The sequence below is a fragment of the Bacteroides sp. OF03-11BH genome, from assembly GCF_003604005.1.
Taxonomy (GTDB): Bacteria; Bacteroidota; Bacteroidia; order Bacteroidales; family Bacteroidaceae; genus Bacteroides; species Bacteroides ovatus.
Window position 1 is genome coordinate 41390 of sequence record NZ_QTMW01000001.1, and the last position, 13972, is coordinate 55361.

The following is a 13972-nucleotide window of genomic DNA, read 5'->3' on the forward strand; positions in this document are numbered from 1 at the left end:
AAATTGTCGTATTAATTCTCACCGTGCGAAGTTACACATTATTAACAACAAATAAAAACTCTTTTTGGATGTATTTTTGTGAAAAAAGGGAGTTAAATTGTCTAAAAAGACTAATTTTGCAAAGAATAATCTACATTATACTTATGGATTCAAATAATCTTACACCTTTGAGGAAAGGGGTGGTGGGGGTACAATTCTTGTTTGTAGCTTTCGGTGCTACGGTACTCGTACCGTTATTGGTAGGGCTTGACCCTTCTACAGCTCTGTTTACAGCAGGTATTGGTACGCTTATCTTTCATGCGGTTACGCGTGGAAAGGTTCCTGTCTTTCTGGGGAGTAGTTTCGCATTTATTGCGCCTATCATTAAAGCGACAGAACTTTATGGGTTGCCCGGCACCTTATCCGGCATGGTTGGAGTAGCATTAGTTTACTTTGTGATGAGTGCGCTTGTCAAATGGCAGGGAGTGAGGGTGATCGAGCGGCTGTTTCCTCCTGTTGTCATAGGACCTGTCATCATTCTGATCGGTTTGTCACTGGCGGGAACAGGAGTGAATATGGCAAAAGAGAACTGGGTACTGGCACTGCTTTCGTTGGTTACCGCAGTCGTTGTTTCAATGAAAGCCAAAGGGCTTTTGAAACTGATTCCTATCTTCTGTGGAATTGTAGTAGGGTATCTGGCTGCATGGCTTTTCTACGATTTGGATTTGTCCGGTGTCAGGGATGCTGCCTGGATTGGATTGCCGCAGTTTGTCTTTCCTAAATTCTCATGGGAACCTGTGTTGTTTATGATTCCGGTAGCCATTGCTCCGGTGATAGAACATATTGGTGATATTTATGTCGTTAATACGGTCACCGGAAAAGATTTCGTGAAAGATCCGGGGTTGCACCGCACCTTATTGGGTGATGGTCTGGCCTGTTTCTGTGCCGGATTGCTGGGTGGGCCTCCTGTGACTACCTATTCGGAAGTGACAGGAGCCATGTCACTGACAAAGATTACTAATCCGCAAGTGATCCGAATAGCTGCCATTTCCGCTATCTTATTCTCCGTTATCGGTAAAATCAGTGCATTATTAAGATCCATTCCAAGTGCGGTACTGGGCGGCATCATGTTATTGCTTTTCGGAACGATTGCTTGTGCGGGTATTGGTAATCTTGTGAATAATTGCATTGATTTGAGCCGTACCAGAAATATAATCATTGTATCTTTGACACTGACTGTCGGCATTGGTGGCGCTGCTTTTAATTGGGGCGATTTTTCATTGTCCGGCATTGGACTGGCAGCTTTGGTGGGAGTAGTTCTCAATTTAATATTACCCAGAGAGGATTGAAATTCTATTCAAAAAAACATCCACTATGCGGGAGTAAATGCAGGACTCCTGATTAAGCAGGAGTCCTCCTAATATAGAAAAAAAGATAGTGACGGTATATGATGGAAATAGTGACGGTATGGTTGTTGTATACCGTCACTATCCTTATCAAATACCGTCACTATTTTGTAGAAGAGAATCTGCTTGTAAAATACCCTTCTGTTTCCTTATCATTTATGATAGAAACTTCACAATATCTTCATCCACTGTACTGATACCTCCGATCCCGAATTGTTCGATCAATACGTTCCTGACATTCGGTGAAAGGAAAGCGGGAAGTGTAGGACCCAAATGAATGTGTTTCACTCCCAAAGCCAGTAATGCCAATAAAACAATGACCGCCTTTTGTTCGTACCAAGCGATGTTGTATACGATAGGCAACTGATTCACATCATCCAATCCGAAGATTTCTTTCAGTTTTAAAGCGATGACGGCCAATGAGTAACTGTCGTTACATTGTCCTGCATCCAACACTCTCGGAATGCCGTTGATATCACCTAAAGCCAGTTTATTATATCTGTACTTGGCACAACCGGCAGTAAGAATCACGGTGTCACCAGGTAATTTTTGAGCAAATTCCGTATAGTATTCACGGCTCTTCATACGTCCGTCGCATCCTGCCATTACAAAGAATTTACGGATAGCTCCGCTTTTCACGGCGTCCACCACTTTATCTGCCAGGGCTGTCACCTGTGCATGAGCGAATCCTCCGATAATCGTTCCGTTTTCAATGGCTACCGGTGGCTGACATTGTTTAGCATGAGCAATCAGTGCAGAAAAATCTTTCGGTTTTCCGTCTTTACGTTCGGGGATGTAATGTGCCCCGTCCAAGCCGCAGGCTCCTGTGATGTAAATACGATCCTTGTAGCTGGCATTTGCACGTGGCGGAACGATACAGTTACTTGTGAACAAGATAGGACCGTTGAAACTTTCAAATTCCTCTTTCTGCTTCCACCAGGCGTTTCCGTAGTTTCCTGCCAGATGCTTGTACTTCTTTAGTTGAGGATAATAATGTGCAGGCAACATTTCGCTGTGAGTATATACATCTACTCCTGTACCCTCTGTTTGTTCCAATAACTCTTCCAGGTCTTTCAAGTCATGTCCGCTGATTAATATACCCGGATTATTGCGTACACCGAGACTCACTTGTGAGATTTCCGGATTTCCGTAGCTGCTGGTATTCGCTTTATCCAGCTGTGCCATTGCCGATACTCCATACTTTCCTGTTTCCAAAGTCAGCTGAACCAGTTCTTCCACTGTAATATCATTGCGGGTCAGTTCAGACAAGGCATGTTGCATGAAAGCAAATATTTCCGGTGACTCGTAGCCCAGGTTATGCGCATGCTCTACGTAGGCAGCCATTCCTTTCAGGCCATAGTGTACAAGTTCTTTCAGTGAGCGGATATCCTCGTTGGGAGTGCGAAGCACACCGACAGTTTTTGATTTCTCTTCAAACTCATCTTCGCTTCCATTCCAAAGACATTCGTCGGGAGCATTTTCGATCTTTACCTTGTTGGCAAGTTCATTTTTCAGTTTCAGTCCTTCTTTGATTTTTTCAGTGATAGCCACTTTATCAAAATTGGCGTTGGTGATGGTAATGAACAAAGCATCATAGATAAATTTGTCTGCTTGTTCGGAAGGATGTCCATCTTTACGCAGATGTTCGTTGTAGACAGCAATTCCACGTACTACGAAGAGTAGTAAATCTTGCAGGTTAGCCACTTCAGACGTTTTACCGCACACACCTTTCAAGGTACAGCCGGTACCCATTGCGGTTTCTTGACATTGATAACAGAACATACTCATAACTTTTACGTTTTTAATTAGTCCAATATTTTATTTATTGAACGCAAAAGTAGAGGAAAAGTTTCAGGTGATTCTGTAACCAATGTTACAACAATGAATATTTTTTATCTAAAACACTCATTATTCGATTCATAAATCTTTAAACTGCTCCTATTATTGAATAAGCCGTACCAGTTGTTCTTTCTGTAAAATAGTGATATGCTTGCGATCGGCTATCAATAATCCATCTTCCTGCATGTGCGCCAGTTCACGGGCGAGGGAAGGACGGGATACTCCGAAATAATCACTCAATTCCTGTTGTGAACGGTCGAGGGTGATATGCGTCTGTTGTTGCTGTTTGTATAATCGGAGCAAGTACGAAGCAAGTTTCTGACGAATCGTTTTAAACGACATAAAGAAAAGCTTATCCGATAAAGTCCGTGCATAATTGGCAGAAAGATTCATATAGTTTTCCAAAAACTGCTCGTTCTTACGGAATAAACTCAATACACTTGATTTAGGAAGTTCGATAACCTCTGTCGGTTCGTTGGCAGTCACTTCCACCGGATAGCGGTTCTCCTCACCGAACAGAAACAGAGGGGCAATCGCTCTTGGAGCAGCGATGTCCTCCACTTTGATAAGACGCCCCGAATAATCAATCATCTCTCCACGCACGCTTCCTTTGGTCAGGATGACGAGGCGATTACACACAGCTCCCTGTTGAGCCAGGATTTCTCCTTTCTTATAAGAACGTGTATGGAAACTGATCTCTTCCAGATCGGCAAAAAGTCTTTCCGGAGTGATCCCTCGAAATAAGGGATTGTTGACGAGTACAGGTATCATATATCAATAGTTATTTGAATTTTAAAATAAACGTTGTTTCTTTCTCCCGCAGCAGAGTGAGACTCCCGCCCGAAAGACGCATGATCTGTCGTGAAATACTAAGTCCGATTCCGCTACCATTTTCTTTGGTGGTGAAGAAAGGAATAAAGATATGCTCTGCTATTTCCGACGGGATTTCAGGACCGTTGTTTTTGATCTCGATCCATATTTCTTCCATATCATTGCAATAAGCCCGAAGCTCGATTCTACCATCCGGCTGGCTGCCGATTGCCTGGATGGCATTCTTCAGAAGATTGATAACCACCTGGGCGATGAGGTTTTCATCCGCATACAGAATTAAGTCCGCAGGAGAAATCTCCGTGTGGAAACAAATGGTGTCACACGGATTCTGATGGCGGGCAAGTTCAATCATCCTTTCTATGAACGCTTTCACGTAGAACAATGACGGTTCCGGTGCAGGTATGCGTGTAAACTGCCGGTAAGATTCTACAAAAGAGAGCAACCCTTTTCCTGTGGTGCTGATGGTCTGCAACCCGTGACTGATCTCTTCGTCTTTATCCTCGGACATGGAAAGAAGAGTGTCACAAAGAGAAGTGATAGGAGTGACCGAATTCATGATTTCATGCGTCAGAACCCGTGTCAGGCGAATCCATGAATCTATTTCCTTTTCATCGAGTTCGGTATTGATGTCGTTCAGAGCCAGAATACGCAGATGCTCTTTGCGCACATTGATTTCCGATACACGTATGGATAGATTAACGGTTCCCCGTTCGTTGTGAAATATCACTTGCAGTTTGTCTCCGGGACGGCAGTTCTCTATTTTCTCCATGAGCGTAGTGTCTACTTTACTCAACTGATGGATATGCGTGAATATATTCAGCCCCAAAAGACGGAGTGCCTCCTTGTTCTTCTGATAAACAGCCCCATTGTCATTGAGTACCAGCAATCCTGTACTGACAAAATCCAGAATCAGCTCGTAATATTTCTCTTGTTGTGCGGTTTCCGCTTTTACATTATATAAGATATGTCCCACCCGGTTGAGTGCCCGGTTGATCTTTTGGCTTTCGGGAGTACCGTTTTCTTCGGGAAAATGAAAAGTGTTATCATTATTTTCAAGCGCGTTAATCATGAAAAGCACCTGCTTGGTGTGAAGCTGGTACAGGCGGATTTGCCAGATGATGCTAAGTACCAGCAGACAAAGACTGACGCCCAGCCAACCGTATGATTGATGAATACCGAACCAGACGGTCGATATACAGAAAAGTACAGTCAGCAAAACTCTGAACCAGTACCGAATCCCCAGTTGTTGGATCAGTGAGCTCATAATCCGAATTTTTTCATCTTGTTATAGAGCGTCTGCCGGGTTATTCCCAGTTGAGCGGCCACTGCCGATAGATTTCCCGCACAGGCATCGAGCGCTTTCCGTATCATCTGCACTTCCATTTCTTCCAGGGTGGAGATACTCTGTTCCTGAATGGCTATCCGTGGTACGGATAATTGGAATAATTCAGCAGGAATCAGCGGACTGTCATTGATGATAACCGCCTTTTCGATGACGTGCTCCAATTCGCGGATATTACCATACCAGGGATGCGCAGTCAATTTATCCTTTGCTTCGGGAGTGAACTTCATCAACGACTTGTCATATTGCTTGCAGAAGTGAACCATAAATCGTTCGGCCAATGGGATAATATCCTCTTTCCGTTCGCGCAGGGGAGGAATTTCCACATGAATGGTATTGATGCGGTAGAGCAAGTCTTCCCGGAATTCGCCTTTCGCTACCATCTCCTGCAGGTTCCGGTTCGTGGCACATATCAGTCGGATATCAATAGGAATTGGCGTGTTACTTCCCACTTTCACAATGCTTCGCCGTTGGATGGCGGTTAGTAGCTTTGCTTGCAGATGGTAGGGCAAGTTTCCTATTTCGTCGAGAAACAGCATACTCTTTTCGGCAGCCTCGAACTTACCTGTCCGGTCGGCGTGTGCATCAGTGAACGACCCTTTTATATGTCCGAAAAGCTCACTCTCGAATAAAGATTCGGTGATGGTTCCCATATCCACAGCAATCATTTCTTTATATTTGCGGTTGGAAAGCGCATGGATTTCCCGTGCCAGCATCTCTTTTCCCGTTCCGTTTTCACCCGTTATCAAGAGGTTGGCATCGGTGACGGCAACCTTTTTAATCAAAGCCCGTAGTTGTTGCATAACCTTGCTTTCTCCCCAGTACATAGGCGAGTGAACAGGCTTTTCTTTACTTGCCGTTTTCCTATCGTTGTGCGTAGAGGTTGCTGCAGTTTGCAGCGTTTCCACCAGTTTCTGGTTGTCCCAGGGTTTGACGATAAAGTCCGTTGCTCCTTCTTTAATACCCCGGATAGCCAGTTCAATATCGGCATAAGCCGTAAAAAGTACGACCGGAAGATCCGGACGTACTTTTTTTATTTCATGTAACCAGAATAATCCCTCATTGCCGGTATTGATGCCCGATGTGAAATTCATGTCCAGCAATACCACTTCCGGCATTTCCTCCCGCAGGACGCTCGTCAGGGTGACAGGCGAGGAGAGTGCAACGACCTTTGAAAAATAACTTTTTAAAAGGATTTGTATGGCAGTCAGCACCCCTTTATTGTCGTCTACAATGATGATTGTTCCAGATTTACTCATTTTCGTTCAAGTTTGTAAAGCGCAAACTTACGAAAAAAGGATGTGATAATTCAAGAATCGTAATTCAAAATTGATTTTATCCCCCTTGTGTCTCCAATCATAACCACTGGAACTTCAATCCGAATGATAAACTAAGGTAGTCACGTGGACGGAGATAACTATTGTTTACCGCACTAATCACATAAAGGTCACACGTACTTATTTCATAGAAAAAGGTTACAGACTTGGCCATAAATCTACGTTGCGGGTCAATGTCATAGGTCAGGCGTTGTCCCATAAAGACATGGAAACGCACTTTGCTTGAGAAACCATAATACCCTTTCGGATAACGTTCCGGTTCGTTCACCCAGAACTGATTTCCAAATACGGTATTCACATAAAGACCACAGGCAAGAGGCTCTGTCGAGAATCCTTTTCCAATATTAATGCTCCAGGGCATATAGTTCTGCTTGAGCGCCATGGTCACTTTTGCTTTCTTCGAAGAATATTTCGGAATGAATCCGAGCAATACATCCGTTTCCCACTGATTACGTTTTCCATAATCCCATCCTGTACCGAAAGAGAGCAATCCCATATTTCCGGCATATTGTATTTTGGAATGAGTCGGGATAATCCGTTCCCAGTTTCTGCGGAAACGGTGAACCCGATTATCGTAGCGGGTATGTTTGGTGTGCTTCGGTGTGGCAGGCAACACGGAGTCCGCTTTGATAATGGTGAATGAAGACTCCCCGTTACGAAAGGTGATAATTGAATCATCCTTGATGATAAAACGGAGCGAATCATCCTTGTAGTTGTTGATGATTGTATCCCTCTTGCAGGTAGCAGACATCAGACCGGGAAGCAGGAGAAGCACGGACAGTACTCCCGCGCGTAAGATATAATTAGTATTTAACCAGCTCATATTCGTATTTTTCCGGAGTTATTGTAAATACCAGATAAGTACGGTAATCCATACAATCACTGGTAACATAATGTATTCCATCATCAAAAATCACATCGTCCTGATGGTGATGGGTATGGGCGGCCGTGCAGAACTGTATTCCTGCATACTGTTTGACATAGTGTTGGAATACTTTTGCCACATTATCATTGAACACATCCGTATAGGGACGCGCGTGCATACAAATGACCGTTTTTTCAAACTCATCCCGCCTGTTCGTTATCTCATTTTCCATAAAGGTAAAGTCCGGTACAGGTTCGGAGTAATCATACTCCAAAGCGTTGGTATTCAGGCAGACAAACTTCACATCTCCTGCGATGAAAGAGAAGTTTGTGGGGCCGAATACAGCCTTGTAGGTTTCCGCTCCCGTTCCCAGACAGTCATGATTTCCGATCAGAGCCACATAAGGCACATGAAGTCCGTTCATGATATCCCTTTGCCAAAGAAATTCCTTAGTCAGTCCGAAGTCACTCATATCCCCTCCGTGGATAACGAAGTCAATATCATTTCGTTGATTGATTGCTTTTACAAAATCTTCCGTTTCGTCATACCATCGTTGTGAGTCGCCCATTGTCACGAACCGTATCGTAGTTTTACCCTGGCAATTTGCTTCTATTCTTTCCATATTGTGGGCGTTGACCTCTGTTTCTCCGCTGATGCGGACGTCATACGGATGATAGTCTATCATACCGCATCCCGAAAGGAACAGGCACGAAAACAGTGCATATAAATTCTTCCTCTTCATCATTACTTTAATAGTTTAGAAAACTAGATGCAAAGATAAAGTTTTCTATCGGGATGGACAATCTCCCCATGGATAATAGAGACTGTTGGAACAATTTAAAGGAGAAATGGAATAGTCTCCCGGTTGTCTAAAAATTAGACGGTACTGTCTAATTTTTAGACAATATTCAGAAAGGTTGAAATGATAAACACTTGATAATGAATTGTTATTCTTTTTTGGCATGCTTTCTGCATTCTTGAAAATAGAAAAAACAGAAATAAAATATAATATGAAACAAATCTATTATGTGATCCGTACTTTATTGCGGGGGCATGGTTCCAACGTTATCAAAATCCTCTCTTTGGCGTTGGGGCTGACGATGAGCATCCTGTTGTTTGCCCGCGTGGCTTTCGAACAGAGCTTTGACAAATGCTTCAAAGATTATGATAACCTGTATCAGATCTTCTCCGTCTTTTCCGCCAATGGCCAAACCTTTGAGCCGCAGGAAATGAACTGCGGACCGGTGGCGGGTGCCATACAGGAGAACTTTCCTAAAGAAGTGGAAGCAGCCACCAGCTATTGTGTCTGGATGAGTGCCCCTCTTTATTATGGAAGTGTCCGTTTTGAAGCTAACAAAGTGACAGCCGATTCACTATTCTTTCAAACTATGGGTATCGATGTTTTGAGCGGTGTTCCGGAAAAAGAACTGATGCAGAAAGATGTTGTCTTTCTTAGTGACCGGTTGGCGCGTAAGATGTTCGACCAAGAAAACCCGATAGGCAAAGTAATCTCCTATAATAAAGAAATAGAACTGACAGTGAAAGGCACGTACGCCGACATACCCGAAAATGCTACCGTCAGACCGGATGCAGTGATTTCTCTGCCTACCGTATGGAGCCGTGGATGGGGAAATTACTCCTGGAGGGGAGGCGATAGCTGGATCGCATTTATCCGTTTTCGTCCCGGAGCAGACAAATCCGTGGTGAATGCACGGTTGAATGACCTGATAAAGAAATATCGTCCTGCGGAAGACCAGAAAGTGGTAGGTTATACCGCTTTTGTAAAGCCGATCCGTGATGTATACAGGGAAGAACCGGACGTGAAGCGGATGCGGAACATCATGTCTATCTTGGGAATAATCATCCTTTTTATCGCTACCTTGAACTACGTACTGATCTCCATCTCTTCACTCTCATACCGTGCCAAAGCCATCGGCGTACATAAGTGTAGCGGTGCAGGCAGCGGCAAAATCCTGGGAATGTTCCTATTGGAAACAGCTATCATTATTCTCTTCGCCTTGCTATTGATGGGATTAATCTTACTGAACTTCCGCGACTTTATAGAAGACACAACCGCCGTTGAACTCGGAGCCCTGTTCTCTTTAGACCGTCTTTGGGTACCCCTGCTGACGGTAGCTATCCTGTTCCTCATAGGAGGAGCACTGCCCGGACGCATCTTTGCCAGAATCCCCGTTTCACAAGTCTTCCGCCGCTACACAGAAGGAAAAAAAGGATGGAAACGCCCGCTATTATTCGTGCAGTTTGCCGGCGTAGCTTTCATCTGCGGATTGATGTATGTGGTGATGCTGCAATACTACTATGTCTTGAACAAAGACCTGGGATACAATCCGAAGCGCGTTGTCGTAGCCAATACTGATTTCGGCAATAAAGAAAACCAGGACTATGCCCTGACTTTCTTCCGTGGCCTGCCTTATGTAGAGTCCGTGTCCAGTGCCGATTCCCATCCCGTCTATAGTTATAGTGGAACGATGATTCAGGATGAAAGTGGACAATCACTTTTCTCCTCCCGTTTTTGCGAAATGATGGAAGACTATCCAAAGATGATGGGTATGGTGATGAAGGAGGGGCGTATGCCACGGAATGAAAACGAAGTAGCCATCAATGAAACATACGGCGAATGGATGCATTGGGGAACAGAGCTATTGAACCGTACTGTCTATAATTCAGGCTACGTATGTAAAGTAGTGGGAGTGATTAAAGACTTCCGGATCGGTAATTTCACCAACCCGCAAGCACCCTTCATCCTGATGAGTACCAAGAATTTCGGAAACTGTGTTCATGTCCGGCTGAAAGAACCTTTTGCAGAGAATCTTCAGAAACTGAATAAAGTATCGGCAGACGCTTTCCCCGATAAAACGGTCGATTTCCGTTCGATGGAGCAGATGATAAAAGAGAGTTATAACTCCATCCGCGTCTTCAGCAATGCTACCATACTGGCGGCGGTTACCATGTTCTTTGTGATGATGATGGGATTGATAGGCTACACAACCGATGAAGTCCGCCACCGTTCCAAAGAGATTGCCATACGTAAAGTCAATGGTGCCGAAGCCTCCGGCATTCTGGAAATGTTGGTGAAAGATGTGCTCTATGTAGCCGTTGCAGCCGTTGTGATCGGTGTAGCGGCATCATGGTACGTCAATGATATGTGGATGGATATGTTTGCCGAGCACGTGCCTGTCAGTTGGGCGGCGTATGTACTGATAGCGATTGTAAATCTTCTCGTTATCGTAGCCTGCGTACTTTGGAAATCGTGGCGGATTGCCAATGAAAATCCGGTGAATAGCCTTAAAAGTGAATAATTAAAAACATAAATAAAAAGAGTATGATTGAAATAAACAACATCAGTAAAGTATTCCGTACTTCCGAAGTAGAGACAGTTGCCTTGAATCACGTAAACCTTGAAGTAAAAGAGGGAGAGTTTGTAGCCATTATGGGCCCCTCCGGTTGTGGTAAATCCACTTTGTTGAATATTCTGGGTTTGCTCGATAACCCCACCGAAGGTTCCTACCGCTTGATGGGTGAAGAAGTGGGCGGATTGAAAGAGAAAGAACGTACCCATGTGCGTAAGGGCAAACTCGGATTCGTATTCCAGAGCTTTAACCTGATCGACGAGCTGAATGTTTACGAGAATGTAGAACTTCCTCTGACATACCTGGGCTTTAAAGCATCCGAACGCCGCCGCATGGTAGAAGACATTCTGAAACGGATGAACATCAGCCATCGTGCCAAACACTTTCCGCAACAACTTTCCGGTGGTCAGCAACAACGTGTCGCCATTGCCCGTGCCGTAGTGACCAACCCGAAACTGATTCTCGCCGATGAGCCGACCGGTAACCTCGACTCAAAGAATGGGGCAGAAGTGATGAACCTGTTGACCGAACTGAATAAAGAAGGAACAACCATCATCATGGTGACACACTCACAACACGACGCATCCTTTGCCCATCGTACAGTTCATTTGTTCGACGGCAGCCTGGTAGCCAGTGTGATAGCATAAACCAGATCAGAAGCAAGTATGAGACAAATCTATTATAGCATACGTACATTACTGCATGAGCGTACTTTGAATATCGTAAGAGTGCTCTCCCTTTCTTTAGGACTAACAGTTGGCATCTTGCTTTTCTCGCAAATAGCTTTTGAGATGAGCTATGAGAAATGTTACCCGGAAGCGGAGAATCTGATAATGGCGAGAATAGCGGCACAGAATATGACGACCGGCGAAGTGCAGGGTGATGACGGAATGAATTATGACTATACCGTCTGTGATCCGGTAGCTTTTACCTTGGCGCAGGATATGCCTGAAGAAATAGAATCAGCCACCTGTGTACTTCCTTCCCAGTTTTATCATATTTATAAGGAAGACAAACTGCTGTCAAAAGCAAATTACATGATGGTCGACACCTGTTTCTTTGAAACGATGGGTATACCCGTACTAAAAGGGAACGCGAAAGATCTCATCATCTCGAATAGCATATTTGTATCAGAACATTTTGCCCGTGAAACATTCGGTAGCGCAGACCCTATTGGGAAAACCCTTTCGGCCGACAAGCAGTTGGAGCTCACAATTCGCGGCGTCTATAAAGACATACCCGAAAATTCGATGCTCTCCCGTGACTTTGTGATTACCATCCACCGCGATGGTCGCTATGCGAGTGGTAACGGTTGGAATGGGAATGATATCTTTTATGCCTTTGCACGCTTGCGTCATGCGTCGGATATAGACAAGGTGAACAGCAAAATTCAACAAGTAATGGCAAAATACAGCCCCTTGCAATGGGATGACTGGAAGTTGGAATACAGCGTTGTTCCTCTTTCGAAACGCCATCTGGATTCTGCCGATACCCAGAAACGTTTGATGATATTCGGCTTCCTCGGCTTTTCAGTGTTTTTTGTAGCCATCATGAATTATATGTTGATTTCAATAGCCACTATCAGTCGTCGTGCAAAAAGCGTAGGAGTGCATAAATGCAGTGGAGCCAGTTCCGGAAACATCTTTGGCATGTTTCTGGCAGAAACCGGAGTATTGGTTCTACTATCCGTCCTGTTTAGCTTCCTGTTGATAATCAACATGGGCGAATTGATCGAAGACCTGTTGGGAACCAGCCTTGCCTCACTGTTTGCCTGGGACATCATTTGGATACCCTTGCTCACTGTAGTAGTCCTTTTCCTCCTGGCAGGAGGCATACCGGGAAAACTGTTCTCACGTATTCCCGTCACGCAGGTATTCCGGCACTATACGGATGGAAAAAGAGGATGGAAACGTTCATTACTATTTGTCCAGTTCACGGGTACCTCCTTTGTACTCGGATTATTGCTGGTTACCCTGTTACAATATTCTCACCTGATGAATGGAGATATGGGAATCAAGATTCCGGGACTGGTAGAAGCCGAAACCTGGATGTCCGGCGAAACAGTAGAACATGTAAAAGACGAGTTGCTCCGCCAACCGATGGTGGACGGGGTATCGGCATCCACACACAGCGTACTGGGAGAATATTGGACACGTGGATTGATTGGTAACGACGGCAAACGCATTGCCACCCTTAATTTCAATATGTGCGACTATGATTATCCGAATGTGATGGGAATCAGAATAACAGAAGGCACTACCATCAAGAAAAAAGGCGATCTATTGGTAAATAAAGAACTCGTTCGTTTGATGAAATGGACCGATGGTGCCGTAGGAAAATCAGTGAGTGGGGTAGAAGGTACCATCGTGGGAGTGTTTGATGATATTCGTAATAGAAGTTTCTATTCCAGTCAGTCTCCTATCGTATTGATTGCCGATAAAGAATCGGCCAATCACACCATCAATGTTCGTCTAAAAGAACCCTATGACGAGAACCTGAAACGCTTGAACGAATGTGTGGCAAAAACATTCCCGAATGTAGCCCTGAACTTCAATTCAGTAGACAGCATGATTCGCGAAGGCTATAAGAGCGTATACCGTTTCCGTAACGCAGTCTGGATTTCGTCCTGCTTCATCCTGCTTATTGTCATCACGGGATTGATTGGCTATGTGAATGGAGAAACTCAACGCCGCAGCAAGGAAATAGCCATACGCAAAGTGAATGGGGCAGAGGCCTCCGGCATCCTGAAACTATTGATATACGACATTCTGAATATCTCCGTAATCTCTGTGCTGATAGGTACTGCCGCTTCCTATTTTACAGGCCAAATATGGTTGGAACAGTTTAGCGAACGAATTGATATGGATCTGTTACTTTTTATAGGAATAGCCCTGCTGGTACTATTGGTTATCGTGGCTTGCGTGGTAGTGAAAGCCTGGCACGTTGCCAATGAAAACCCCGTAAAGAGCATCAAAGCAGAATAAAGAATAAAAACCAACAGG

The 13972-nt window shown here is 44.5% G+C and carries 10 protein-coding genes; 4 read left to right on the forward strand and 6 right to left on the reverse strand.

Annotated features, from left to right (window positions below; translation table 11 throughout):
* Positions 1 to 143 precede the first annotated feature (143 nt).
* Positions 144 to 1328 carry a uracil-xanthine permease family protein gene (locus DXA54_RS00175; RefSeq protein WP_008777334.1) on the forward strand — a complete coding sequence of 395 codons (1185 nt, stop codon included), beginning with the start codon at positions 144 to 146 and terminating at the stop codon, positions 1326 to 1328.
* 213 nt (positions 1329 to 1541) lie between these two features.
* Here the strand turns inward: DXA54_RS00175 and hcp are convergent, their stop codons facing one another.
* The 6 genes from hcp to DXA54_RS00205 form a co-directional block, all read right to left on the reverse strand.
* Positions 1542 to 3173, reverse strand: coding sequence for a hydroxylamine reductase (gene hcp / locus DXA54_RS00180; protein ID WP_004308810.1), 1632 nt, complete (start codon positions 3171 to 3173; stop codon positions 1542 to 1544).
* A 153-nt stretch (positions 3174 to 3326) separates the two neighbouring features.
* On the reverse strand, positions 3327 to 3995 hold the full coding sequence (locus tag DXA54_RS00185) for a Crp/Fnr family transcriptional regulator (protein ID WP_004308811.1): 669 nt from the start codon (positions 3993 to 3995) through the stop codon (positions 3327 to 3329).
* A gap of 10 nt (positions 3996 to 4005) precedes the next feature.
* A complete protein-coding gene (locus tag DXA54_RS00190; RefSeq protein ID WP_004308812.1) occupies positions 4006 to 5319 on the reverse strand; it encodes a sensor histidine kinase in 1314 nt (437 codons plus the stop codon).
* A complete protein-coding gene (locus DXA54_RS00195; RefSeq protein ID WP_120078805.1) occupies positions 5316 to 6656 on the reverse strand; it encodes a sigma-54-dependent transcriptional regulator in 1341 nt (446 codons plus the stop codon). Before DXA54_RS00195 ends, DXA54_RS00190 begins: the two co-directional genes overlap by 4 nt.
* A gap of 97 nt (positions 6657 to 6753) precedes the next feature.
* Positions 6754 to 7557, reverse strand: a complete 804-nt coding sequence (locus tag DXA54_RS00200) for a hypothetical protein (RefSeq protein WP_120078806.1) — start codon at positions 7555 to 7557, stop codon at positions 6754 to 6756.
* Positions 7538 to 8341, reverse strand: coding sequence for a metallophosphoesterase family protein (locus tag DXA54_RS00205; RefSeq protein ID WP_032848902.1), 804 nt, complete (start codon positions 8339 to 8341; stop codon positions 7538 to 7540). The genes DXA54_RS00200 and DXA54_RS00205 overlap by 20 nt, the downstream gene beginning before the upstream one ends.
* Before the next feature lie 268 nt (positions 8342 to 8609).
* Between DXA54_RS00205 and DXA54_RS00210 the strand changes: the two genes are divergently transcribed.
* From DXA54_RS00210 to DXA54_RS00220, 3 genes are read left to right on the forward strand one after another with little or no spacing between them, the layout of a single operon-like run.
* Positions 8610 to 10919 (forward strand): ABC transporter permease, encoded by a 2310-nt coding sequence (locus DXA54_RS00210; protein WP_022199593.1) that lies wholly within the window; start codon positions 8610 to 8612, stop codon positions 10917 to 10919.
* Positions 10920 to 10942: 23 nt separating this feature from the next.
* Positions 10943 to 11617, forward strand: coding sequence for an ABC transporter ATP-binding protein (locus DXA54_RS00215; RefSeq protein ID WP_004295738.1), 675 nt, complete (start codon positions 10943 to 10945; stop codon positions 11615 to 11617).
* A gap of 18 nt (positions 11618 to 11635) precedes the next feature.
* Positions 11636 to 13954 (forward strand): ABC transporter permease, encoded by a 2319-nt coding sequence (locus DXA54_RS00220; RefSeq protein ID WP_004295739.1) that lies wholly within the window; start codon positions 11636 to 11638, stop codon positions 13952 to 13954.
* Positions 13955 to 13972: the final 18 nt, after the last annotated feature.

Coding starts and splice junctions, on each gene's coding strand:
- DXA54_RS00200 (WP_120078806.1), bottom strand. CDS start 7,557: ATGAGCTGGTTAAATACTAATTATATCTTACGCGCGGGAGTACTGTCC.
- DXA54_RS00205 (WP_032848902.1), bottom strand. CDS start 8,341: ATGAAGAGGAAGAATTTATATGCACTGTTTTCGTGCCTGTTCCTTTCG.
- DXA54_RS00175 (WP_008777334.1), top strand. CDS start 144: ATGGATTCAAATAATCTTACACCTTTGAGGAAAGGGGTGGTGGGGGTA.
- DXA54_RS00210 (WP_022199593.1), top strand. CDS start 8,610: ATGAAACAAATCTATTATGTGATCCGTACTTTATTGCGGGGGCATGGT.
- DXA54_RS00190 (WP_004308812.1), bottom strand. CDS start 5,319: ATGAGCTCACTGATCCAACAACTGGGGATTCGGTACTGGTTCAGAGTT.
- hcp (WP_004308810.1), bottom strand. CDS start 3,173: ATGAGTATGTTCTGTTATCAATGTCAAGAAACCGCAATGGGTACCGGC.
- DXA54_RS00185 (WP_004308811.1), bottom strand. CDS start 3,995: ATGATACCTGTACTCGTCAACAATCCCTTATTTCGAGGGATCACTCCG.
- DXA54_RS00195 (WP_120078805.1), bottom strand. CDS start 6,656: ATGAGTAAATCTGGAACAATCATCATTGTAGACGACAATAAAGGGGTG.
- DXA54_RS00220 (WP_004295739.1), top strand. CDS start 11,636: ATGAGACAAATCTATTATAGCATACGTACATTACTGCATGAGCGTACT.
- DXA54_RS00215 (WP_004295738.1), top strand. CDS start 10,943: ATGATTGAAATAAACAACATCAGTAAAGTATTCCGTACTTCCGAAGTA.